Source organism: Gordonia sp. LUNF6 (genome assembly GCF_047041125.1).
In the GTDB taxonomy this organism is placed as follows: Bacteria; Actinomycetota; Actinomycetes; order Mycobacteriales; family Mycobacteriaceae; genus Gordonia; species Gordonia sihwensis.
In genome coordinates, this window is sequence record NZ_CP178181.1 from 2,374,780 (window position 1) to 2,397,313 (window position 22,534).

The following is a 22,534-nucleotide window of genomic DNA, read 5'->3' on the forward strand; positions in this document are numbered from 1 at the left end:
GTGCAGCACCCAGCGCGCGCTGCGCTCCCCGCCGGCGGTGCCGGGTGCGGAGTCAGTCACGGGGACGGCGGCACAGGGCCAGCACTCGGGGATCGGTGGTGACGAAGCGGTCGACCTCTTCACCCGCGTCGCAGCGCAGCAGCGCGATGGTCGCCGAGTCCGGCCGCAGCGACACGACCTCCCACTGCGCGCCGTTGTCCTCCCAGCGCTGGAGTCGCTCGAGATCGTCGCCGCTCATGGCCCGATTCTATCGCCGGCCCCGCGGGCGTACTCTCGGCAGACGTGCCTTTCCTTCGATATGCAGCATTGGGCGACTCCTTCACCGAAGGAGTCGGGGACCACGACCCGCAGCGGCCGAACGGAGTCCGCGGCTGGGCGGACCGGGTGGCGGCCGAGTTGGCGCGGCTCGAGCCCGGCGCCGAGTACGCCAACCTCGCCATCCGCGGTCGCAAGCTCGAGCCGATCGTGGCCGAACAGGTGGAGCCGGCGCTCGCACTCGACCCGGATCTGATCACCCTCTACGCCGGCGGCAACGACATCCTCCGGCCCAAGGTCGACATCGACGCCCTGCTCTCGACGTACGACGCCGCCGTGGCGCGACTGACCGAGTCCGGTGCGCGACTCGTGCTGTTCACCGCGCACGATCCGGGCGGCTGGCCCCTCTTCAGCGCCCTTCGCGGGCGCTTCGCGATCTACAACGAGGGCGTCCGCGAGATCGCCGACCGCCACGGCGCCACCATCGTCGACTTCTGGCGGATCGACGACTACCGCGACGTCCGCCTCTGGGACTTCGATCGGCTGCACATGTCGGCCGCGGGCCATCAGCGCATGGCGATCGCCGTGCTCGACGCGCTCGGCGTCGAGCACGGCCTCCGGCCGCTGGAGCAGGCCCCGCTCCCCGACCTGTCGCCCGCCCGCCGGCGCGCCGAGAACCGGCGTTGGATCAGGGAGTTCGCCGTGCCGTGGATCGGCAGACGCCTGCGCGGCACCTCCAGCGGCGACGACCTCTCGCCCAGGTTCCCGGAGATGACCGCGCTCGGCGCGTGAGCCGAGCGGCGACTACGCCTTCTCGATGTCGGCGGTGACGCCGTCTCCGAGTTCGATCGCCCCCGGTCGGTCCGAGGTCACGTCGAACGCGGTCGCCAACACCTCGCCGGCGATCATGTCCGAATGACGCCTCGCGGTCTCCACCCGCTCCTCGGGCACCGCCAGGCGCACCGAGATGCGGTCGGAGATCTCCAGCCCGAGGTTGCGGCGCGCGTCCTGCAGTTCGCGGACCCGGTCCTTCGCCCAGCCCTCGGCTTCGAGTGCGGGCGTCACCGCCGTGTCGAGGACCACCAGACCCGCCCCGCCCGGCATCTCGGCGGTCGAATCGGGTGCGACGGCGACCAGCTTCCGTGAGAACTCCTCGCCCTTCAGGACGATCCCGTCGGCGACGACGGTCTGTTCGCCGGTCTCCGGATCGGTGCCGAACTCCCAGTCGCCCGACTTCACCGCCTTGATCGCGCGCTGGACGTCCTTGCCGATCCGCGGCCCGGCCGCTCGTGCGTTCACGGCCACCTCCACGCGGCCGACGGCGTCGACGTCGGTCGAGAGCACGACCTGCTTGACGTTCATCTCGTCGGCGATCAGATCGGTGTACGGCGCCATCCGTTCGGCCGCGGGCGCGGCGACGGTCAGCGCCGGAAGCGGGAGACGGACGCGCAGCTTGTTGGCCTTGCGGACACTCGACGCGACCGAGCACACGGTCTGCACCTGATCCATGGCCGCCACCAGTTCCGTATCGGAGGGCAGCTCGTCCTCGGCCGGCCAGTCGGTCAGGTGCACCGACCGTTCACCGGTCAATCCCCGCCACATCGCCTCGGTGGCCAGCGGAAGCAGCGGTGCGGCGAGCCGGCCCGCCACCTCCAGCACCGTGTACAGCGTGTCGAAGGCGTCGGGGTCGGTGTCCTGGCCCGCCCAGAACCGGGCCCGCGACCGCCGCACGTACCAGTTGGTCAGCGACTGGCAGAACTCGCGGAAACTCTCGCAGGCGCCGGCGATGTCGTAGACGTCGAGCGCCGCGGTCATCTCGTCGCGCGTCTGGGCCAGTTTGGCGAGGATGTAGCGGTCGAGGACGTGCTGCGAATCGGTGCGCCACGTGGCCGGGCGCTCCGCGTACAGCTGCAGGAAGCTGTATGCGTTCCACATCGGCAGCAGAGCCTGGCGCACTCCCTCGCGGATGCCGCGCTCGGTGACCACCAGGTTGCCGCCGCGCAGGATCGGCGAGGCCATCAGGAACCAGCGCATCGCATCGGAGCCGTCGCGGTCGAATACCTCGTTGACGTCGGGGTAGTTGCGCTTGGACTTGCTCATCTTCTGACCGTCATCGCCGAGCACGATGCCGTGTGCGGCCACCGTTTTGAACGCGGGGCGGTCGAAGAGGGCGGTGGCCAGCACGTGCAGGTTGTAGAACCAGCCGCGGGTCTGTCCGTTGTACTCGACGATGAAGTCGCCCGGATTGTGCGCCAGCTGATCGCCGCCGCCGTCGAACCACTCGGTGTTCTCGAACGGGTAATGCACCTGCGCGTACGGCATCGACCCGGACTCGAACCAGCAGTCCAGGACCTCCGGCACGCGTCGCATCGTCGAACGCCCGGTCGGATCGTCGGGATTCGGCCGGGTCAGTTCGTCGATGTGGGGCCGGTGCAGGTTCTCCGGCCGCACCCCGAAGTCGCGCTCGAGCTCGTCGAGACTGCCGTAGACGTCAACCCGCGGGTACGCCGGATCGTCGGAGACCCATACCGGGATCGGCGCTCCCCAGAAGCGGTTGCGGCTGATGTTCCAGTCCTTGGCTCCGGCGAGCCACTTGCCGAACTGCCCGTCCCGGATGTGGGCCGGCGACCAGGTGATCTGCTGGTTCAACTCCAGCATCCGGTCCTTGATCTCGGTGACGGCGACGAACCACGACGGCACGGCCATGTAGATCAGCGGCTGGCCCGACCGCCACGAGTGCGGGTAGGAGTGCTCGATGGTCTCGTGCCGAAGGATGCGGCCCGCCGCCTTGAGATCTCTGATGATGTTCGGGTTGGCGTCGAAGACCATCTGGCCCTGGTACGGCGGCACCAGATCGGTGAAACGGCCGCCCGGATCGAGCGGCTGCACCACCTCGATGCCGTTGGCGGTCGCGACGTCCATGTCCTCCTCACCGAAGGCCGGCGCGAGATGGACGACGCCGGTGCCGCTGTCGGTGGTGACGTAGTCGGCCAGCAGCACCACGTGCGAGGCGGGGTGGCCGAGGAAGAAGTCGAACGGCGGTCGGTAACTCAGCCCCGCCAGTTCCTTGCCGAGGTACACCCCGACCGTCTCCGGTTCGCCGAGTTCCTTCGCGTACGCACCGACAAGAGCCGAGGCCAGCAGGTACTCGTCGCCGTCGGCGGTCCGCACATGCGAGTACTCGGTCTCGGGATGTACCGCGATCGCCAGGTTCGACGGAAGGGTCCACGGCGTCGTCGTCCAGATCAGCGCGTTGACGCCGTCGAGCGGTGATCCCGGCGCGGAGAGCGGCATCGTCACGGTGACCGCCGGATCCTGGCGCATGCGGTAGGCGTCGTCGAGCTTGGACTCCTGGTTGCTCAGCGGCGTCTGCTCGTACCAGGAGTACGGGAGCACGCGGTATCCCTGGTACACCAGGCCCTTGTCGTGCAGGCGCTTGAAGGCCCACATGACCGACTCCATGAAGTCCAGATCGAGCGTCTTGTAGTCGTTCTCGAAGTCGACCCAGCGGGCCTGCCGGGTGACGTAGTCGCGCCACTCGCCCGTGTAGCGGAGAACCGAGTCGCGGCAGTATTCGTTGAACTTGTCGACGCCCATCGTCTCGATCTCCGATTTATCGGTGATCCCGAGTTGCCGCTCGGCCTCGAGTTCGGCGGGCAGACCGTGGGTGTCCCAGCCGAATCGGCGGTCGACCTTCTTACCGCGCATCGTCTGGTACCGCGGGATCACGTCTTTGACGTAACCGGTGAGCAGGTGGCCGTAGTGCGGAAGTCCGTTGGCGAAGGGCGGACCGTCGTAGAACACGAACTCCGGTGCGTCCTCGCGATTGGCGATCGACGCCTTGAAGGTGTCGTCCTCCGCCCAGTACTGCAGGACGGTCTCCTCGACCTGGGGAAACGACGGCGCTCCCCGCCCGGTTCCGTCGGTCAGATCGACGATCGGGTAGGCGCGCGCCGTGGTGCTCTGCTGTGATTCGGGGGTCGTGTCGCTCACGCGCTGCTCCTCGTGCCTGGTCTTCGCCGACGCTCTCGTCGGCCCTGTGGGCACGGGGACGCGACTGTGTGGACTCGCCTGAGTTCACGGTCTGCGCGCGGTACCACCCCGCTTGCACGCCCGAGGGGCGTGCCTCTCATCGTGACGGCTGTGTCGGGCCGCACCCGCCCGGTTCTACTGAGACCCAGCGGGTCCGTTCTTCCGGGAGCTCACCGGTGATTGCCGGGTCGTCGCTGCGAACAATCAGTCTACTGCACGGGGCCCGACCGCACCGGGCCGGGAGGTCTGCTCGGGCGGTGGCTCAGTCGTCGGAAGGGTCGCTCTTCGGTGACCGCCCGCCATCGTCCTCGGTGTCGTCCCAGACGAACTGCATGGCCGGCAACTCGGGGTCCGACGACCGCACCACGATGTCGTCCGTCGGATCGCCGGCCAGACGCCGCCGCCCGACATATGTCTCCGGCAGCGCGTCCGCCTGCGGTGCACTCGTCTCCGGTGCGCCGCTCTCCGCTGCTGCCGACGGCGCCGGCTGCTGCGGAGTCTGCGCAGGCCCCTGCGGAACCGGCTGCGGTCCCGTGCGCGGCCCGCTCGCCGACTGCACGGGGAACGACCCCGTCGAGCGGAGGTAGTCGTTGACGTCTCCGGCGCCCTCGGGAGCGCGCTCCGCACCCGGCTGCGGAGCGGAGAATCCGCCCGACAGAGCGGACAGTTCGCCGTTGCCCGGATCGGTGGGCACTTCCGAGACGGGTTCGGGTGTGGCCGAGACGATCGAACCGAGACCCGCCGACTCGCCGCCGCCGACATCGCCCGAGTCGACGGGCACGTGCTCACGAGCCGGACCCTCGTCCTCGGCGTCGAGGGGCTCCTCGCGCGCCGCGGATTCACGCCCGCGGATCGTGAACAAGGGCTCGTCCTCGGCGCCGGCGCCACCGCGCCGGGTGGCCCGCAGTGTGTCGATGACCAGAAGGATCAGGCCGACGACGCAGACCGCCACGCAGGCGATCGCGAGCGGGAGATTACTGGTCACCAGTGCGACCACCAGAAGGCCGAAACCGACGAGGGTGGCGGCCAGCGCAAGGCTCAGCATGTCACCCTCGTCGGTTCGGGGAAGATGTGCGTGTACACGTCGGTGTCAGCCCCAGATCAGCTCTGCGAGTATCCGCCCTCAGCGGCATAACTCGCCTGTCCGTTCTCCACCGGGGCGGCACTGCCGCGCTGCTGGAGTTCCTCGAGCTGCGACTCCAAGTACGTCTTGAGTCGAGTGCGGTACTCGCGCTCGAACGTCTTGAGCTGCTCGATGCGGCCTTCCAGCACCGTGCGCTGCTGGTTGATGGTCGTCATGATCTCGGTGTGCTTCTGCTCCGCGTCGCGCTGCAGGAAGTCCGCGCGTTCCTGCGCCTGGCGCACCTGGGTCTCAGCCCGGGTCTGTGCATCGGCGAGGAGTGCCTCGCTGCGCTGGCGAGCGTCGGCGAGCGTGGCGTCGGCGTTCGACTTCGCCTCGGCCACCATCGCGTCCGAGCGCTGGCGAGCGTCGGCCATCAGGCTCTCGGCCTCGCTCCGGGCGCTGCCCGTGACTCGGTCTGCGGTGTCCTGGGCCAGCGCCAGCACACGTGCCGCACGCATGCTGGCCTCTTCGTCAGCGGCGGGAGCCGGCGCCGCGGCGGGCTCCGGTGCGGGCGCGGGAGCAGGCTCCGCGACGGCCGCGAACGCCTGAGTGCGATCCGGGGCACCGGAACGCGCCTCGTCGAGTTCGGTCTCGAGTTCGCCGACGCGCTGCTTCAGGTCGTTGTTCTCGTCGATCAGCCGTGCGAGTTCAGCCTCCACGAAGTCGAGGAATTGATCGACCTCGTCCTCGTTGTAACCGCGCTTGCCGATCGGCGGTTTGCTGAACGCGACGTTGTGCACATCAGCTGGTGTGAGCCGCATTTCTGCCTCTCCCCTTAGGTCATTTCGCGTGTTGATTTCGTACACGCCGTCTTCTGGCACGGTCAGCCGGAACGTAGGTCCGCACAGGCGAACACGAACTGCCCCAATCTTGATCGCGTTTCTATTAATACCAGTACCACTACGCAACTAGCGTGTCATCTCGTCACACCAGGACCAAGGCGTGTTGTCTGCCCGCGACCCGTTCGCAATCGAATCTAGGCCGAATCATCGGGTCACCGTGGACTTCGTAAATGACACGCTGAGGCAGCAGAATTGGCGTTGCACACCGACCACCAGCGACTATTCGATTAATCACATTCGTGGAAGTCACGTGGTGTGGATCGCGAAGCCCAGAACCACCCGCATCAGGATCGACAACACGATCAGCACGATCATCAGCGAGAGGTCGAGCCGCACCGGACCCAGAGACAGCGGCGGGATCAGTCTCCGCAGCAACTTCACCGGCGGATCGGTCAGTGTGAAGACGAATTCGATGACGACCACGCCGGGCCCGGACGGACGCCACCGGCGCGCGAAGGACTGCACCAGCTCGACGACGAAGCGGCCGAGGAGCAGCAGAACGTAACAGAACAGTACGAAGTACAGGATCCAGAGGAAGGTGCTCACCCCTCAAGGGTGCCTGATAACCGTGCAGAACGCCGCGCCGCCCCGGAAACGACCGGGGCGGCGCGGCGGACGACGACGAGCTGCGGCTCAGGACTGACTGTAGAAGCCGCTCTCGGCGATGCGGCGACGCTCCTCCGGGCTGACGTCCACACCGTTGGGCGAGAGCAGGAAGACCTTGGTGGCGACCTTGTCGAACGAACCGCGAAGCGCGAAGACGAGGCCGGCGGCGAAGTCGACCAGACGCTTGGCCTCGTCGTTGCTCATATCCGCCAGATCCATGATGACCGGGCTGCCGTCGCGGAACCGTTCGCCGATCGTGCGGGCCTCCGAGTAGTCGGCCGGCCGCAGCGTCGAGATCTTCTTCATGGCACTCTCCGACAGCGGATCGTTGTCGACCTGGGGGTCGAGCGCGACGGCGTTGGCGCCGCGCACCGTGACGTTGGACGAACGATTCAGCGGCTCGAGCCTGCGGACCGACTCCACGTCGGGCGAGCGGCGGGCGCCCACAAACGGGCGATCCGACTCGGCGCGTACCGCGAAAGCGCGGTCGTCGGCCGAACGGGCGAACTCCGCCTCGCGGTAGGCCGGTTCGCGGTAGCGCGGCTCGGCCTCTCCGAACGGTTCGCGGTACTCCGGCTCCCGGTAGTCGGCCTCGCGGTAGCGGGATTCGCCCCGGTAGTCCCGCTCGCGGAACTGCTCGTCGCCGTAGAAGGCGTCCTCGCGGGTCCCGTTGCTGCGGTACTTCTCCATGTACGCACGCTCACGTGCCGACATGGCCGGCTGCTCCTCGGGGTCGGCCAGGTAGTCGTCCTCGAACTCGCTCGGGGGCACCATGCCGAAATATGCCTTGAACTTCTGCATCGTCGTCATTACGAGCCTTCCTGAACGGTGAAGTCATTGCGGGTGGATGGGCGCTACACCTGATCGCTAGTGGTTCTGTTGTGACCAGTGTGACTAAAGCGAGACTATCGGCCGCGTCCCCATAATTGCGGTTCCGACACGCACACACGTCGATCCGTGCGCGATCGCCGCTTCGAGATCTCCGGACATCCCCGCCGACAGCTCGACTGCGTGTGGGAACCGTCGCAGGAAGTCCGCGCGGATCCGGGCCAGCCGCTCCATGGCCTCGTCGGGGTCCGCTCCGAGCGGGGCCATGGCCATCAGTCCGTCCAGGCTGAGCGTGTCCGGCGAGGCGAGCACCCGTTCGGCGGCCGGAGCCAGTTCCGCCGGGGCCAGACCGCCGCGCTCCGGATCGCCGTCGAGGCTCACCTGCAGCAACAGGCCCAGCGTCCGGTCCCGGTCACCCGCCTCCAGAGCGCGCGCCGATGCGCCGTCGAAGGCCTCGATCAGTGGGAGGGAGTCCACCGAATGCACGCGGCGCGCCCAGCGGGCGATACCGCCTGCCTTCTTGCGCTGCACCCGTCCGATCATGTCGACGGCGAAATCGACGTCCACCCGCGCACGGACCGCCGCCGTCTTGCGCCCGGCCTCCGGCTCACGGGACTCGCCGAACTCCCGCACACCCAGGCGCAGAAGCCGCACCACGTCGTCGGCCGGGAAGTACTTCGTGACGACGAGCAGGCCGATCTCGGCCGGATCGCGTCCGGCCGCGGTCGCGGCGGCCGCGATGCGACGCGCGGTGGCGGCCAGTCCGTCGGCGAGCTCGGATGAGCGGGGATCCCGCTCGTCGGTCACCGCCGCGCTCCGGCGCTGTCCATCCAGATCACTGAAGCCAGGCGGCCGGTCGGCGCGCCGCGCCGATGGCTGAACAGCGACGTGTCGCTGATCGTGCAGCGCGGGTCGACGGCCACCGCCGACACACCGGCCTCGAGCAGTTGACGCCGGATGCCCGCACGCAGGTCGAGCCCGGGCGTCCCAGTGGAGGTTCGGCACGAACTGCCCGGCAGATGCCGTTCCACATCGGCCTGCATCGCCGCGGGCACCTCATACCGTTCGCCGCTCGCGGCCGGGCCGAGGAAGGCCCCGATCCGTTCCGGCCGCGCTCCCAGCCGGATCATCGCGCGCAATGCCTCCGGCACGATACCGATCCGGGCACCGACGCGACCGGCGTGCACGGCGGCGATCACCCCCGCCTCGTCGTCGCTCAGCAGCACCGGAACGCAGTCCGCGGTCAGCACCGCGAGCACCAGGTCGCGCTGGTCGGTGACCAGTCCGTCGGTAGCGCGCACCGGTTCGGCGACCGGTCCGTCGACGACGGTCACGTTCCTCGTGTGCAGTTGTTCCATCCACACCACCCGGGCGGGCTCCACGCCGAGATCCCGGGCCAGCCGCTCCCGGTTGGCCGCCACCGCGGCGGGGTCGTCGCCCACGTGATCGCCGAGATTGAAAGAGTCGTACGGTGCCGCGGAGACGCCGCCGGCGCGCGTGGTGACCGCGCGCCGGACGACGAAGGAATCGTCAGCCGCCATCACTTCATGAAATCGGGGACGTCGACGTCATCGTCGTCGAGCCGCACCGAGTTGCGGCGGGGCGTCGGCTCGCCGAACGGGTTGCCCGAGCGCTCCCGGGAGGTGCCGAACAGCGGGTCCTTCGCATCGGGCTTGGCGGTCTCCCCCGCCTGCGCCTGCGCGACGCCGGCATTGCTCGCCGTGGCGGCGTGGGCGCCCTGCTGGCGCTTGGACGGTGCGCCGGCGTCGAAGCCCGCGGCGATCACCGTCACTCGAACCTCGTCGCCGAGGTTGTCGTCGATGACCGTGCCGAAGATGATGTTGGCGTCCTCGTGTGCCGCTTCCTGCACCTGCGAAGCCGCATCGTTGATCTCGAACAGACCGAGGTCGCTCCCGCCGGCGATCGAGATCAGCACACCGCGTGCACCCTCCATCGACGCTTCGAGCAGCGGCGAGTTGATCGCCGACTCGGCCGCCTTGCGCGCCCGGTCCTCGCCGCGCGAGGCCCCGATGCCCATCAGCGCACTTCCCGCGTCGCTCATCACGCCCTTCACATCCGCGAAGTCGACGTTGATCAGGCCCGGCGTGGTGATGAGATCGGTGATGCCCTGCACGCCGTTGAGGAGGACCTCATCGGCACTGCGGAAGGCGTCCATCAGACTCACCTGCGCGTCGCCCAGGTGCAGCAGGCGGTCGTTGGGGATCACGATGAGCGTGTCGCACGACTCGCGCAGCGCCGCGATGCCCGCCTCGGCCTGGTTGCCACGTCGCTTGCCCTCGAACGAGAACGGGCGGGTCACGACACCGACGGTCAGCGCGCCGAGCTTGCGGGCGATCGATGCGACCACCGGCGCACCGCCGGTGCCGGTGCCGCCGCCCTCACCCGCGGTCACGAAGACCATGTCGGCGCCCTTGAGGAGTTCCTCGATCTCGTCCTTGGCGTCCTCCGCGGCCATGCGGCCGACATCCGGATTGGCGCCGGCGCCGAGGCCTCGGGTCGACTCGCGGCCGATGTCCAGCTTCACGTCGGCATCAGAGATGAGCAGGGCCTGCGCGTCGGTGTTGATGGCGATGAACTCGACGCCCTTGAGCCCCTGCTCGATCATGCGGTTGACAGCGTTGACGCCACCGCCGCCGATGCCGACGACTTTGATGACGGCCAGATAATTGTGCGGTGGCGTCATGATGCCTTCCTACTTCGAACAAACCCTAAAGCTCAACCATAGGGTTATAGTTATGTCAAGTACTGGTGTTGAGGACGACGGTATTGATCGCGGCGCCGTGGTGCCAGGAGGCTCGCGGCGTGTCGCGAAATCAGTGTCGGATTTCCTCCCGAGTCCCCGTCCGCGGACACGCCGACTCAGCTGACCGACGCGTACTCGGGACTCGAGACGTTGTACTGCTGTCCGTCGACGATCAGCAGACTCCGCAGGGCTTCGGCTTTGTCGGCCGTCCGCCCCGCGTCTCCCCACACGGCCTTCTTGCCGCTCTTGAGACGGAGCGTGATGTCCGACGGCGAGTCGGCCGCGACTGCCACGACCCGAGAGGCCAGCCAGTCCGGGAGATCCTGCACCACGGTCAGCGCCGCCCGCGTCGTCGGATTGGCCGCGGACGGGTCGGTCATCTGCAGTGCGGGCAGCCCCTGCAGGGCCTTGGGCAGATCCTTGGCCGACCCGAAGGTGAGATAGACCATGCCCAGGCGATCCATCACGCCGATCCGTCCGGACTGCTCGACGGTCACCACCGGCGTCCGTTCGGTGACCGCGATCGTCAGGGTCGAGGGGTACTTCCGGCTGACGTTCACCGACTCGATCTCCGGCAGCGCGGACACCCGATTCGCGATCTCCGCCGTGTCGACCTGCAGCAGCGGTGAGCCCTCAGGTACCTGCGCGGTGCGCAGCACCTCCCCCGCATCGATCGCGGTCGCTCCGGTCACTTCCACCGACCGCACCGACATCAGCGGCGTGAAATAGGCGATCGCCACCAGCCCGCCGACCACGACGACGAGGGCGATCACCGAGCCGATGAGCGGCCACCGCCGCGGCGACGAGGCGGCGCTCGGACGCGTGCGCCGCGCCCGGTCCGGTTCCGCCGTACGCCGCCGGCTCATTCGGCCGCGGCCCTCTCCAGCGCTTCCAGAATGGCCGGAGCCTGCATGGTGATGTCGCCGGCGCCGATGGTGAGCACCAGATCACCGCGCCGGGCACGGTGAGCCACGGCGTTCGCGATCTCCGACAGATCCGGGACGAACACCGCGGGAGCGGTCACCGCATCGGAGATCAGCCTGCCGGTGACCCCGGGCTGCGGCTGTTCACGGGCACCGTAGACGTCGGCCACGATCACCTCGTCGGCCAAGCTCAGCGCCGCGGCGAACTCGGCGGCGAACTCCGCCGTCCGCGAATACAGATGCGGCTGGAACACGGCCAGCACACGCCCCGACCGCGCGCCGACGACGTCCCGGGCGGCGGTGAGCACGGCGCGGACCTCGGTCGGATGGTGCGCGTAGTCGTCGTACACGTCGACGTCGGCGGCACGGCCCCGCGATTCGAACCGCCGGTGCACCCCGCCGAAGCTCTCGATGCCCTCCGCCACGGTGTCGACGTCCTGCCCCGTCCGTGCGCATGCGATCAGGGCTCCCAGCGCATTGAGCGCCATATGCCTGCCGGGCAGAGTGACGGCCAGTTCCCGTACGCGCGGAGTGTCGACCAGCGGCTCGGAGAGTCGGACCGTGGCCAGCCCCCCGGTCCCGTGCGCCGCGAGCTCGACGAGTTCGGCGACCACCGGCACACCCTCCACCGTGATCCGCGCGGCACTGCCGTATCCCAGGACCGCGACCCCGCGCTCGGCGCAGCTCGCAACGCATCGCTGCGCCAGCGCCGCGGCTCCCGGATCGTCGAGACAGACCACCAGCGTTCCGCCGGGGCGGATCAGTGCGACGAATTCGTCGAAGACCTGCACGTAGGCCGCCTCGGTACCGAAGAAGTCCAGATGGTCGGCCTCGATGTTGGTGACCACGACGATGTCCGGCACGTATTGAAGCAGGGAGCCGTCGCTCTCGTCGGCCTCGGCGACGAAGACCTCGCCGCTGCCGTGATGCGCGTTGGTGCCCGACTCGTTCAACTCACCGCCGACGGCGAACGACGGGTCGACACCGCAGTGCTGCAGTGCCACCACCGACATCGACGTGGTGGAGGTCTTGCCATGGGTGCCCGAGATCAACACGGTCCGGTGTCCGCGCATCAGCAGGGCGAGCACCTCGGGCCGGTAGAGCACCGGGATACCGCGGCGGCGTGCCTCGACGAGTTCCGGATTGTCGTCGGGCACGGCGGCCCGGGTGGTGACGACGACGGTCGGACCGCCGTCGAGCAGATCGAGGGCGTCGGGTGCGTGGCCGATCCGGACCTGCGCGCCGCGGGTCCGCAGCGCCAGCACCCCGCGCGAATCCTTGGCGTCCGAACCGGACACCTGACCGCCGCGAGCGAGCAGGATCCGGGCCAGGCCCGACATGCCCGCGCCGCCGATGCCGACCATGTGCACCCGCTGCAGCTGCGCCGGAAGCGTGTTCTCGATCGCCGGGTCGCTCATCGGGGTCCGTCCTGCGTCGTCGCACGGTCGCCGCGTCGAGCGGCAGCCAGTTCCAGTGCCGCCGTCGCCACTTCGACGGCGGCGTCGCGGTGGCCGAGCCCCGCGGTGGCGGCACTCATCGCGCGCAGGCGTTCGGTGTCGCCCAGCAGTGCGGGGATCTCTCGCTCGACCCACTCGGGCGTCACGTCCGCGTCGTCGACGATGACGGCGCCCCCGGCCCGTTCCGCGGGCAGTGCGTTGAGTCGCTGTTCGCCGTTGCCGTGCGGCAGCGGGACGTACACCGCCGGGAGTCCGGTGGCGGAGATCTCGGCGACGGTCATCGCTCCGGACCGGCACATCACCAGGTCGGCGGCCGCGTACGCGAGGTCCATCCGGTCGAGGTAGCTGACCCCGACGTAGGGCGGGGCGCCCGGCGGCGAGACCGGGTCGATCGTGTTCTTGGGGCCGTAGGCGTGGAGAACACCGATACCGGCCGCGCCCAGCGCCGTAGCGGCCGGCGCGACCGCCTCGTTGAGCCGCTGCGCCCCCTGCGAGCCGCCGAAGACGAGCAGGGTCGGCGCATCCGGGTCCAGACCGAAGAATCGGCGCGCCTCGGCACGGGCCGAAGCACGGTCGAGTCGGGTGATCGCTCCGCGCACCGGGATTCCGACGACCGTGGCGCCGGCCAGCCCGCAGTCGGGGACTGCCGCGAGGACGCGGTCGGCGAGCCGGGCGCCCACCTTGTTCGCGACACCTGCGCTGGCGTTCGCCTCGTGGAGCACCACGGGGATCCGCCGGGCACCGCGGAGTCGACTGCGCGCCGCGAGATACGCGGGCAGTGCGACGTAACCGCCGAAGCCCACCACCACATCGGCGTCGACCTCGGCGAAGACCTTGCGCGTGGCGGCCACCGAATGTGCCACTCGCCACGGAGTCTTGGCCAGTTCCACACCCACCTTCCGAGGCAGGGGAACCGGCGGGATCAGACGCAGGTCGTATCCGCGCGCGGGCACGATCGTGGTCTCCAGGCCGCGACTCGTCCCGAGGGCCGTGATCCGCGCGTCCGGCTCCAGTTCCCGCACGGCGTCGGCCACCGCGAGCGCGGGCTCGATGTGGCCTGCGGTTCCACCGCCTGCGACCACCACCGAAAGTGCCGATCCCCCCTCGTGCGACCGCTTCCGCTTGCTCACCGGCGACCGTTCTCCCATCCGCCTCTGCCGGTCCGCCGCGCACGATCGCGCGGAGCCGGCGACCTGGACTCCTGCCACGACCGGGACGGTCGCGCACCCCTAGGAGGATAGTGGATCTCCCCCGAGCTCGATTCGCCCGACCGGCGTCGCATTCGCGGCCCGGATGCCTCGGGCGTCCGCGGGCGGCCCGCCCATGTGCGGGGCGCCTCGCGACGGCCGGTCCCGGACGAACCGCGGACGGGTGCCGGTCGCCGGATGGGCGCGGCGGTCGGCCGGCGCCGCGGCGACGAGCCCGCAGCCCGGTACGTTTCGGGCCGCGGGAGACGGAGCAACCGCGACAACCCCTTCGGCGCCGGCCCGGCCAGCGCCGCGACCGCCTGCGGTTCGTGCCGTGCGGCGTTCGCCAGCAAACCGAGCATCGCCAGCATCGTCAGTGCCGAGGTACCGCCGTACGACAGGATCGGCAACTGGATGCCGGTGACCGGCAGGATGCCGACGACGTATCCGATGTTGATGAAGGCCTGCACCAGGAAGAGCACGGTGATCGTCGCCGACATCAGACGCAGGAATGGGTCCACCGAACGGCGGGCGATCCGCATCCCGACGTACCCGAGCAGCAGGTACAGCCCCAGGACGATGATCCCGCCGACCAGTCCGAGTTCCTCGCCGATGATCGCGAAGATGAAGTCGTTGTGCGCATTGGGCAGATAGTTCCATTTGGCGGTGCTCTGGCCGAGCCCCTTGCCGAACAGTCCACCGTCGGCCAGCGCGAACTTCGCCTGGTTCGGCTGATAATCGGCGCCGAGCGGATCGGAGTCACGGCCGAGGAAGCTGAAGATGCGCGCGGCACGGTAAGACTCGGCGAAGGCCAGCGCGACGCCGGCCACCGCGAAGACCACGCCGAAGGCGGCGAAGAACCGCCCCGGCAGCCCGCCGAACCACAACAGCGTCGCGACGATCATCCCCAGGATCATCGTCGTGGACTGATTCGGCTCGATGATGACCAGGAAGGCGACGCCGAAGGCGACCGGGATCAGCGGGAAGATCAGATCGCGGGCCGTGGACGTGCGCGGATCGCGAGTCGAGAGGACCGCGGCTCCCCACATGCACAGCGCCGCCTTCGCCAGTTCCGACGGCTGCAGCGTGAGCCCGCCGAACGAGAGCCAGCGGCGCGCACCGCCGCCGGCGACGCCGAAGCCCGGGATCATCACCAGGATCAGCAGGACGATCGAGATCAGCAGAATGGGCAGGGAGGCCTTCTGCAGCGTCCGCACGGGCATCCGCAGCGCGATGTAGAACAGCACCAGACCCAGGGCCACGAACATCACCTGCGTGGTGAACATCCCGTAGGCCGAGCCGTCCTTCGCGTAGCCCTCCACAGCGGACGCCGAGAGCACCATCATCAGGCCGAGCGCGATGAGGATGACGGTGATCGAGACGATCAGGTGGAACGAGGTCAGGGGCCGCGCGAGCAGATTCCGGACTCCCCCGGCGAGGAACACCGCACCCGCTTTGAGATCCGATCCGCGCATCAGGCGAAGCCTGCGAAGCGGGTCCGCGTCCGCGGTGCCGCCACGCCGGGCGCTCCGAGTGGACGCGGTCCGGCGATTCCGGCGCCGAGCCGACCGGTCTGCGACTCTCGCCTCCGACTCTCCATCAGCGCTTTCGGGGGCGTCAGGACGGTCGGAGGTGTCGCCGGGCGCCTCGGCGGCGTCCTCGCCCTCGGCGGCGGAGCGCGGCGCCGAATCCTCGACGTCCTCCGCGACGCCGGTGTTCTCGTCGCCGGAACTCATCGGTTCGCGCGGGAGTCGGCGAGGGCGGTCGCGGCGGCGGCGAACGACTCGCCGCGCTGCGGATACCCGGCGAACATGTCCAGGGAGGCGGCCGCCGGTGCGAGGAGCACCGCGTCCACCCCTGGCGAGTCCGCCTGCGCCAACTCCCAGGCGGCACCGACCGCCTGGCTCATCACCGCGTCCGACGATCCGGTCGCGGAGACGGCACGTGCCCGTTCACCAGTCCGCTGAGTCATCACAGAGCCATCGTCCCCTGTGAATACTGTGACGGCTGGGACTTCTGGGGCGTGTCGCGCAATCGCGTCGAGAATGATCTGCCGATCCCGGCCGATCGCGACGACTCCGGCCAACCGCGACACTGTTCCGGCGATCAGGTCGTCGACGGGTGCGCCCTTGAGCAATCCGCCCGCGATCAGCACGACACGCTCGTGTGCGACCACCGCAGCGTGGGCAGCGTGCGGATTCGTGGCCTTCGAGTCGTCCACGAAGGCGACGCCGTCGATGCGCGCGACCACCTGACCGCGATGCGCGGCCGGCCGGTAGGCCCGCAGTCCGCGCGCCACCGCCTCGGGATCGATTCCCACGGCGCGAGCGAGCGCAGCCGCGGCGAGGGCGTCCGACAGTCCCGACGGTCCCGCCGGCCGCACATCGGCGGCGGGGATCATCGCGAGGGTGCCGTCCCCGAAGGCGCAGTCGACCAGCGTGCCGTCGACGATGCCCAGCATTCCCGGTCGCGGTACGCCGAGGGTGAATCCGACCCGCCGGGAGTCGGGCCCGACCGGCAGCGCCGCCGCGCCCGCATCGTCCTCACCGACCACGGCCACCCGGCCGGTCAGCGCTCCGGCCTTGGCCTCGGCGTACGCCTCGCGTGAGCCGTGCCAGTCGAGGTGATCGTCCGCCACGTTCAGCACCACGCCGGCGTCCGGCCGGACCGACGGCGCCCAGTGCAGTTGGAACGACGACATCTCGACGCACAGGACGTCGGCGCGCGGCTCGGCGCGGAGCGCATCGGCCACCGTGAGACCGATGTTCCCGCAGGCCAGACCGCTCTGTCCGGCGGCCGTGACGATCGACTCGATCATTCCCGTCGTGGTGGTCTTGCCGTTGGTTCCGGTGATCACCAGCCAGGTGCGCGCGGGTCCGAACAACCCGGCGCGATCGGCGCGCCACGCGAGTTCCACATCACCCCACACCGGCGTACCCGCTGCCGCGGCCGCCACCAGCAGCGGCGTGTCCGGGCGGAAGCCGGGTGAGACGACGATCAGCTCGATGCCCTCGGGCAACTCCGCGGTGCCGTCATCGGCGACGAACTCCTCCGGCGTGTGCACCGGCACGCCCCGGCGTACGAAATCGGCGCCCGCCTGCGGGTCCGCGAACGTCTGATCCATCACCTCGGGCTTCGCACCGAGTTCCAGCAGCAGGTCGACGACGGCCACTCCGGTGGCACGACCGCCGGCCACCAGAACGCGGGCCTGTTCCAGCGAAAGCCCCATGTCAGCCCGCATGCGAGATGAACTCGCCGTAGAACAGGGTCAGTCCCAGCGCACAGGAGATGGCCGTGAGCAGCCAGAACCGGATGATCACCGTGGTCTCGGCCCAGCCGCCGAGCTCGAAATGGTGATGGAAGGGCGCCATGCGGAAGACCCGCTTGCCGGTGGTGCGGAAGAAGGCGATCTGCACCACCACCGAGACCATCTCGGCGACGAACAGCGCGCCGATGACGACCATGAGCAGTTCGGTGCGCGTCGTCAGCGACAGACCCGCCACCAGACCGCCGAGCGCGAGCGAACCGGTGTCGCCCATGAAGATCTTCGCCGGCGCGGCGTTCCACCAGAGGAAGCCGAGGCAGGCGCCGCCCGCCGCCACCGCGACGATCGCGAGGTCGAGCGGATCGCGCACGTCGTAGCAGGCGCTGGCGTTCTCGGCGTTGGCCGGGAGCGGCGCGCAGGGATTGCGGTACTGCCAGAACGTGATCAGAACGTATGCACCCATCACCATCGCCGCCGAACCCGCGGCCAGACCGTCGAGACCGTCGGTGAAGTTCACGGCGTTCGACCATGCCGCGACCACCAGCCAGCAGAACAGCACGAAGCCCACCGCGGTCAGCGAGATCACGTTGATGTCGCGCGTGTACGAGAGGTACTCGCTGGCCGGTGTCTGGCCCTCGGCGTTCGGGAACTGCAGCAGCAGGACGCCGAAGATGACCGCCGCGATCATCTGCCCGACCGACTTGGCGGTCTTGTTCAAACCGAGGTTGCGCGATTTGTAGATCTTGATGAAGTCGTCCAGGAATCCGACGGCGGCCAGCGCGGTCGCCAGGCCGAGCACCAGCAGACCCGAGGCGGTGGGGCCGCCACCGTCGTCGAGCAGCCCGAACAGATGCGCGCCCAGGTAGCCCAGCCACAGCGCCGCGACGATCGCGACACCGCCCATCGACGGCGTCCCCCGCTTGGACTGGTGGCTCTGCGGCCCCTCGACCCGGATCTCCTGGCCGAAGCCCTGCCGGGAGAAGACCTTGATCAGGACGGGCGTCAGCAGAATCGACACTGCCAGCGAGATCGCGCCCGCGATCAGTATCTGGGTCACTGCATGTCCTTACTTGTCGGAATCTGTGAACTAAGAATCTAGCGCGAGCCGCCGCTCCGGCAGGTCAGCGGGTGAGCACCTCGACCGGGAGTCCGGCGTCCTCACGCCAGTACGCGAGCAGCGTCTCGCCGAGTTCTCCCCCGGCCAGCAGCACCAGGTCTCCGGGCTTCGGAGACTCGGCGGGCCGTGTACGCAGATGGTCGACGGCTGCGGCGGGCGAGGCCACCAGCACGGCCTCGTCACCCCACGACCCCTCCATCACCGCGCCCTGATGCAGCGCCCGTACGGTACGGAGATCTTCGCCGACGGCGATCACCTGATCGACGGCCAGCCGGACGATCTGCCGGCCCAGGCCGTCGTGGTCGACGCACCGCGCGTTCTCGTCGCGTCCGTCCGCATCGGCGAACTCACCGGCGATCACCCAGGTCCGGCGGGCCGACTCCCCTCCTCGGTGGGCACTGCCGACTCCGGTGTCGGCGGCCAGCGCCACGAGTTCGCGGACCGCCCGGCGTGCCTCGTCGATGCCCGCCTGCGGGTCCACCAGCAGCACCCGCAGCGCCGGCCGCGCGTCGACGGCGTCATCGACCACGCGGGCGTCGAGCAGCTCGCCCAGCACAGACCGATCGTCGAACGGATATTTCACGCCGTCGATCTCCTGCCCCTTCTCATGGCCCTTACCCGCGACCAGCACCACGTCGCCCGCCTGCGCCCAGTCGACCGCCGCGGCGATCGCCTCGCGCCGGTCGCCGATCTCCCGGATCTCCCCGCGCGCGTCCGCCACCGCCCGCGCTCCCGCGAGCACCGCCGTCCGGATGTCCTCGGGCCGCTCGGACCGCGGATTGTCGTCGGTGACGATCACCAGGTCGGCGCCGCGTGCCGCGGCCGCGCCCATCAGGGGCCGCTTCTCGGTGTCGCGATCGCCACCCGCCCCGAGGACGACGGCGATCCGTCCCGGCGTCTGGGCCGCAAGGGTCGCGAGAACCGCCTCGACCGCGGCCGGCTTGTGCGCGTAGTCGACCACGGCCAGGAAATCCTGTCCGCGCTCGACCTTCTCGAGCCGGCCCGGCACCGCCACGCGGGCCAGACCGGTGACCGCCGTCCCCACGTTCACTCCGGCCGCCGCACTCAGCGCTACCGCGAGGAGAGCGTTCGCGACGTTGTACGCACCCGGCAGGGGAACCGTCAGCTCCACCTCCGAGCCCTCCGGCGTGGCCGCCAGAACCGTCTGCGACCCCGGCTCGGTCCGTACCGTTCCGACCACCGACCAATCAGCCGCACCGGTGGTCGACACGGTGGTCACGGACGTACCGGCGACCGCGGCCATCTTCACGCCCCACGCATCGTCGACGCAGACCACGGCGCGTTGCGCCCGGGTCGACGAATCCGCCCGGAACAGCCGGGCCTTGGCCGCGAAGTAGGCGTCCATCGTGTGGTGGTAGTCGAGGTGGTCCTGCGAGAGATTCGTGAAGCCCCCGACGGCGAACCGGCAGCCGTCCACGCGGCCGAGTTCGAGGGCGTGGCTGGAGACCTCCATGACGACGGTGTCGACTCCGCGCTCGAGCATCACGGCGAACATCCGCTGGAGGTCGGGGGCCTCCGGGGTGGTCAGCGAGCTCGGGACCACGGTTCCGTCCACGCGGATCTCGACGGTCCCCAGCAGTCCGACCACCCGTCCCGCGGCCCGCAGCGCGGCCTCGGTCAGGTAGGCGGTCGTGGTCTTGCCCGACGTCCCGGTGATACCGATGAGGGTGAACTTCGACGACGGGTCGCCGTAGATGCGCGCCGAGACCTCCCCCAGCACCGACCGCGGGCGGTCGTGCACCAGCACCGGCACCGACTCCAGGCCGGGCGCGGCGCGAATCAGGTCCAGTCCCGCCGCATCGGTGAGCACCGCGACGGCACCGGCGGTCGACGCCTGGCCGGCGTATCGAGCACCGTGGGTGCGGTCGCCGGGCAGCGCGGCGAACAGGTATCCGGCACCCGCGTCCTGCGCACGCAAGGTCGCGCCCGTGACCTCGGCGTCGGCGCCGTCGAGAACCAGACCGAACTCGTCCGCCAGTGCGCTCAGGGCCACCGGCCGGAGGTGCTCCGGGCGGATCGGCCCACTGCTGTTCGTCGCACCGGCTCCCGGCTCCACCACTACCTCAGACCTCCGCCTTGACCTTCTCGTCCCGTTGAGACGTACTCGTCTCGCCGACGTCTCCCCCTCGTCCGCCGGAGCGCACGCGGTGATGACGCAATGAATCTACCGTGCGATGCGGCGCGCCCTCACGCCTCCAAGCGCAGGCGCGGAGCCGGCTGCGCGGAGAACGGCACCTGGTCGTGACGCAGAAGCCACGAACCGATGGTTCCGAACAACGGCGCCGCGGACTGACCGCCGCTGCCGTCCGAGCTGCGCACCGGATTGTCCATCATGATGCCGATGACGAACCGCGGCGCGTCGGCGGGCGCGATACCCGCGAAGGTGATGTTGTAGCTCGACCGCGAGTAGCAGTTGCAGGACGGGTCGACCTGCTGTGCGGTACCGGTCTTGCCCGAGGTCTGGTAGCCCGGGATGGCGCCGGTGTAGCCGGTGCCGTTCTGCACACCCTCCGGGTCCTTCTGCATGACGGCACGGAACATGTCGCGAACGGTCTTGGCCGTCTGCGGACTGACCACCCGCACCGACTCCGGCTTGCTCACGCCGGCCTCGTCCTCGTCCTCGGGAGCGATGATCCGCGGCTGGATCCGAACCCCGTCGTTGGCGATCGCCTGGTACATCGACGTCATCTGCAGCAGCGTGGTCGACAGACCCTGACCGATCGGCAGGTTGGCGAACGAGCCGCCCGACCACTGACTCAGCGCGGGCACCGCGCCGGGGCTCTCGCCGGGGAGGCCGACTCCGGTGCGCTGACCGAGCCCGAAGCGGTCGAGCATGTCGGCGAACCGCCGCTCACCGACCTTCTGCGCCAGCATCAGTGTGCCGACGTTGGACGACTTCCCGAAGATGCCGGTGGTGGTGTAGGGCGCGGTGCCGTGCACCCACGCGTCGTTGACGGTGATACCCGACATCCGAATCGACCCCGGCACCTGGTGCACCTCGTCCGGGGTGGTGACCCCGTATTCGATGGCCGCGGAAGCGGTCACGATCTTGTTCACCGACCCGGGCTCGAAGGGCGAGGTCACCGACCGGTTGCCGAGATCGGCCTTCTGCTGCTCCGAGAGCGGCCGCGAGGCGTCGAAGGTGCTGTCGTTGGCCATCGCCAGCACTTCGCCGGTGTGCGAGTCGAGCACCACGGCGGAGACGTTGTGCGCGCCCGACTTGTCCTTCGCCAGGTTCACCTGGCTCTGCACGAACCACTGGAGGTCGGAGTCGATCGTGAGGTGCACGGTCTCTCCGTCGACGGCCGGATGGACGTTGCGCTTGCTGCCCGGGATCACCGCGCCGTCGCGACCGCGGTCGAAGGTCTCGGTGCCGTTGGTGCCTGCGAGCACGGAGTCGAGCGACGATTCGAGGCCGATCAGACCGTTGCCGTCGAAGTTCACATCGCCGACCAGGTTGGCGGCGAGTGAACCGCCCGGGTACAGGCGGTTGCTCTGCCGCTCGGCGCCGACCTCGGGGAACTCGTCCTGGATCTTCTTCGTGACGTCCAGCGACACCAGGCGGGCGAGGTAGACGAAGTCCTTGTCCGACTTCATCTGTGCCAGCAGATCGTCGGACGCGATGCTGCCGCCGAGGGCCGACGAGACGCCGTCGGCGATCTGCTTGAGGCGCACGTCAACGTCCGGGACGGTCGAATCCTTCTTGTGTTCCTCGGCGATCTGCTTGCGTACGGCCTTCGGTTGAAAGGTCAGTGCCCGTGCGTCGTCGGTGTGTGCCAGCAGGCGTCCGTTGCGGTCGACGATGCTCCCCCGCACCGCAGGCAGTTCCTGGGTGATCGATCGTTGCTGCGAGGCCTGCGCCGAGATGGAGTCGGCCGCGATCACGTGCACGTACAGCATCCGGCCCGCGATCACGAGAGCGACCACCGCGACGAGCACGGTCAGGATCCGCTGGCGGACGACGAACCCCGACGGCCCCGAACCGGAACGTTCGGGGGGACGGGGAGGCCTGGGCGGAGGCGTTCCGGTGCCGTTCGACGACGCGCCGGACGGGCGGCCTCCCGCCCTCGCCTCGGCTGCGCGCGGTGTACGGGTGCGGGTCATGATCTTCCGA

18 protein-coding genes are annotated in these 22,534 nt (G+C 69.5%); 1 reads left to right on the forward strand and 17 read right to left on the reverse strand.

Annotated features, from left to right (window positions below):
* Positions 1-52 precede the first annotated feature (52 nt).
* Positions 53-238 carry a hypothetical protein gene (locus tag ACK8HH_RS11105; RefSeq protein ID WP_006895341.1) on the reverse strand — a complete coding sequence of 62 codons (186 nt, stop codon included), beginning with the start codon at positions 236-238 and terminating at the stop codon, positions 53-55.
* A gap of 44 nt (positions 239-282) precedes the next feature.
* Between ACK8HH_RS11105 and ACK8HH_RS11110 the strand changes: the two genes are divergently transcribed.
* Positions 283-1,047: an SGNH/GDSL hydrolase family protein gene (locus ACK8HH_RS11110; RefSeq protein ID WP_039866949.1), complete on the forward strand. Its 765-nt coding sequence runs from the start codon at positions 283-285 to the stop codon at positions 1,045-1,047.
* A gap of 12 nt (positions 1,048-1,059) precedes the next feature.
* Here the strand turns inward: ACK8HH_RS11110 and ileS are convergent, their stop codons facing one another.
* From ileS to ACK8HH_RS11190, 16 genes are all read right to left on the reverse strand, one after another.
* Positions 1,060-4,248, reverse strand: a complete 3,189-nt coding sequence (gene ileS, locus ACK8HH_RS11115; RefSeq protein WP_062366730.1) for an isoleucine--tRNA ligase — start codon at positions 4,246-4,248, stop codon at positions 1,060-1,062.
* A 301-nt stretch (positions 4,249-4,549) separates the two neighbouring features.
* A complete protein-coding gene (locus ACK8HH_RS11120) occupies positions 4,550-5,332 on the reverse strand; it encodes a hypothetical protein (protein ID WP_346076101.1) in 783 nt (260 codons plus the stop codon).
* Between the two features lie 56 nt (positions 5,333-5,388).
* Entirely contained in the window at positions 5,389-6,171 is a 783-nt protein-coding gene (locus ACK8HH_RS11125) for a DivIVA domain-containing protein (protein ID WP_006895337.1), read from the reverse strand.
* Between the two features lie 327 nt (positions 6,172-6,498).
* Complete coding sequence (locus tag ACK8HH_RS11130; RefSeq protein ID WP_006895336.1) at positions 6,499-6,798, reverse strand: YggT family protein; 300 nt, start codon at positions 6,796-6,798, stop codon at positions 6,499-6,501.
* An 87-nt stretch (positions 6,799-6,885) separates the two neighbouring features.
* Positions 6,886-7,668 carry a cell division protein SepF gene (locus ACK8HH_RS11135; protein ID WP_062366725.1) on the reverse strand — a complete coding sequence of 261 codons (783 nt, stop codon included), beginning with the start codon at positions 7,666-7,668 and terminating at the stop codon, positions 6,886-6,888.
* Positions 7,669-7,752: 84 nt separating this feature from the next.
* On the reverse strand, positions 7,753-8,493 hold the full coding sequence (locus ACK8HH_RS11140) for a YggS family pyridoxal phosphate-dependent enzyme (protein ID WP_006895334.1): 741 nt from the start codon (positions 8,491-8,493) through the stop codon (positions 7,753-7,755).
* On the reverse strand, positions 8,490-9,227 hold the full coding sequence (gene pgeF / locus ACK8HH_RS11145; protein WP_062366721.1) for a peptidoglycan editing factor PgeF: 738 nt from the start codon (positions 9,225-9,227) through the stop codon (positions 8,490-8,492). The genes ACK8HH_RS11140 and pgeF overlap by 4 nt, the downstream gene beginning before the upstream one ends.
* Positions 9,227-10,390 carry a cell division protein FtsZ gene (gene ftsZ / locus ACK8HH_RS11150; protein ID WP_006895332.1) on the reverse strand — a complete coding sequence of 388 codons (1,164 nt, stop codon included), beginning with the start codon at positions 10,388-10,390 and terminating at the stop codon, positions 9,227-9,229. Before ftsZ ends, pgeF begins: the two co-directional genes overlap by 1 nt.
* 176 nt (positions 10,391-10,566) lie before the next feature.
* The gene (locus ACK8HH_RS11155) at positions 10,567-11,316 is read right to left on the reverse strand and encodes a cell division protein FtsQ/DivIB (protein ID WP_052692379.1); all 750 of its coding nucleotides are present in this window, start codon (positions 11,314-11,316) and stop codon (positions 10,567-10,569) included.
* Entirely contained in the window at positions 11,313-12,791 is a 1,479-nt protein-coding gene (gene murC, locus ACK8HH_RS11160; protein WP_222111692.1) for a UDP-N-acetylmuramate--L-alanine ligase, read from the reverse strand. Before murC ends, ACK8HH_RS11155 begins: the two co-directional genes overlap by 4 nt.
* Positions 12,788-13,978, reverse strand: coding sequence for an undecaprenyldiphospho-muramoylpentapeptide beta-N-acetylglucosaminyltransferase (gene murG / locus ACK8HH_RS11165; RefSeq protein ID WP_051999607.1), 1,191 nt, complete (start codon positions 13,976-13,978; stop codon positions 12,788-12,790). The genes murC and murG overlap by 4 nt, the downstream gene beginning before the upstream one ends.
* Positions 13,957-15,753 (reverse strand): putative lipid II flippase FtsW, encoded by a 1,797-nt coding sequence (ftsW, locus tag ACK8HH_RS11170; protein ID WP_412475178.1) that lies wholly within the window; start codon positions 15,751-15,753, stop codon positions 13,957-13,959. The genes murG and ftsW overlap by 22 nt, the downstream gene beginning before the upstream one ends.
* Entirely contained in the window at positions 15,750-17,246 is a 1,497-nt protein-coding gene (murD, locus tag ACK8HH_RS11175) for a UDP-N-acetylmuramoyl-L-alanine--D-glutamate ligase (protein ID WP_045540523.1), read from the reverse strand. The genes ftsW and murD overlap by 4 nt, the downstream gene beginning before the upstream one ends.
* Position 17,247: 1 nt before the next feature.
* Positions 17,248-18,339, reverse strand: a complete 1,092-nt coding sequence (gene mraY, locus ACK8HH_RS11180) for a phospho-N-acetylmuramoyl-pentapeptide-transferase (RefSeq protein WP_006895326.1) — start codon at positions 18,337-18,339, stop codon at positions 17,248-17,250.
* A gap of 64 nt (positions 18,340-18,403) precedes the next feature.
* Positions 18,404-20,479, reverse strand: a complete 2,076-nt coding sequence (locus ACK8HH_RS11185; RefSeq protein WP_412475179.1) for a UDP-N-acetylmuramoyl-L-alanyl-D-glutamate--2,6-diaminopimelate ligase — start codon at positions 20,477-20,479, stop codon at positions 18,404-18,406.
* 128 nt (positions 20,480-20,607) lie between these two features.
* The gene (locus ACK8HH_RS11190) at positions 20,608-22,524 is read right to left on the reverse strand and encodes a peptidoglycan D,D-transpeptidase FtsI family protein (protein WP_045539581.1); all 1,917 of its coding nucleotides are present in this window, start codon (positions 22,522-22,524) and stop codon (positions 20,608-20,610) included.
* Between the last annotated feature and the right edge of the window lie 10 nt (positions 22,525-22,534).

Excerpts from the sequence above, each read along its gene's own strand:
- ACK8HH_RS11105 (WP_006895341.1), bottom strand. The coding sequence starts at position 238 with ATGAGCGGCGACGATCTCGAGCGACTCCAGCGCTGGGAGGACAACGGC.
- murC (WP_222111692.1), bottom strand. The coding sequence starts at position 12,791 with ATGAGCGACCCGGCGATCGAGAACACGCTTCCGGCGCAGCTGCAGCGG.
- ftsW (WP_412475178.1), bottom strand. The coding sequence starts at position 15,753 with ATGAGTTCCGGCGACGAGAACACCGGCGTCGCGGAGGACGTCGAGGAT.
- ACK8HH_RS11120 (WP_346076101.1), bottom strand. The coding sequence starts at position 5,332 with ATGCTGAGCCTTGCGCTGGCCGCCACCCTCGTCGGTTTCGGCCTTCTG.
- ACK8HH_RS11190 (WP_045539581.1), bottom strand. The coding sequence starts at position 22,524 with ATGACCCGCACCCGTACACCGCGCGCAGCCGAGGCGAGGGCGGGAGGC.
- ftsZ (WP_006895332.1), bottom strand. The coding sequence starts at position 10,390 with ATGACGCCACCGCACAATTATCTGGCCGTCATCAAAGTCGTCGGCATC.
- ACK8HH_RS11125 (WP_006895337.1), bottom strand. The coding sequence starts at position 6,171 with ATGCGGCTCACACCAGCTGATGTGCACAACGTCGCGTTCAGCAAACCG.
- murG (WP_051999607.1), bottom strand. The coding sequence starts at position 13,978 with ATGGGAGAACGGTCGCCGGTGAGCAAGCGGAAGCGGTCGCACGAGGGG.
- ACK8HH_RS11155 (WP_052692379.1), bottom strand. The coding sequence starts at position 11,316 with ATGAGCCGGCGGCGTACGGCGGAACCGGACCGGGCGCGGCGCACGCGT.
- murD (WP_045540523.1), bottom strand. The coding sequence starts at position 17,246 with ATGGGGCTTTCGCTGGAACAGGCCCGCGTTCTGGTGGCCGGCGGTCGT.
- pgeF (WP_062366721.1), bottom strand. The coding sequence starts at position 9,227 with ATGGCGGCTGACGATTCCTTCGTCGTCCGGCGCGCGGTCACCACGCGC.
- ACK8HH_RS11135 (WP_062366725.1), bottom strand. The coding sequence starts at position 7,668 with ATGACGACGATGCAGAAGTTCAAGGCATATTTCGGCATGGTGCCCCCG.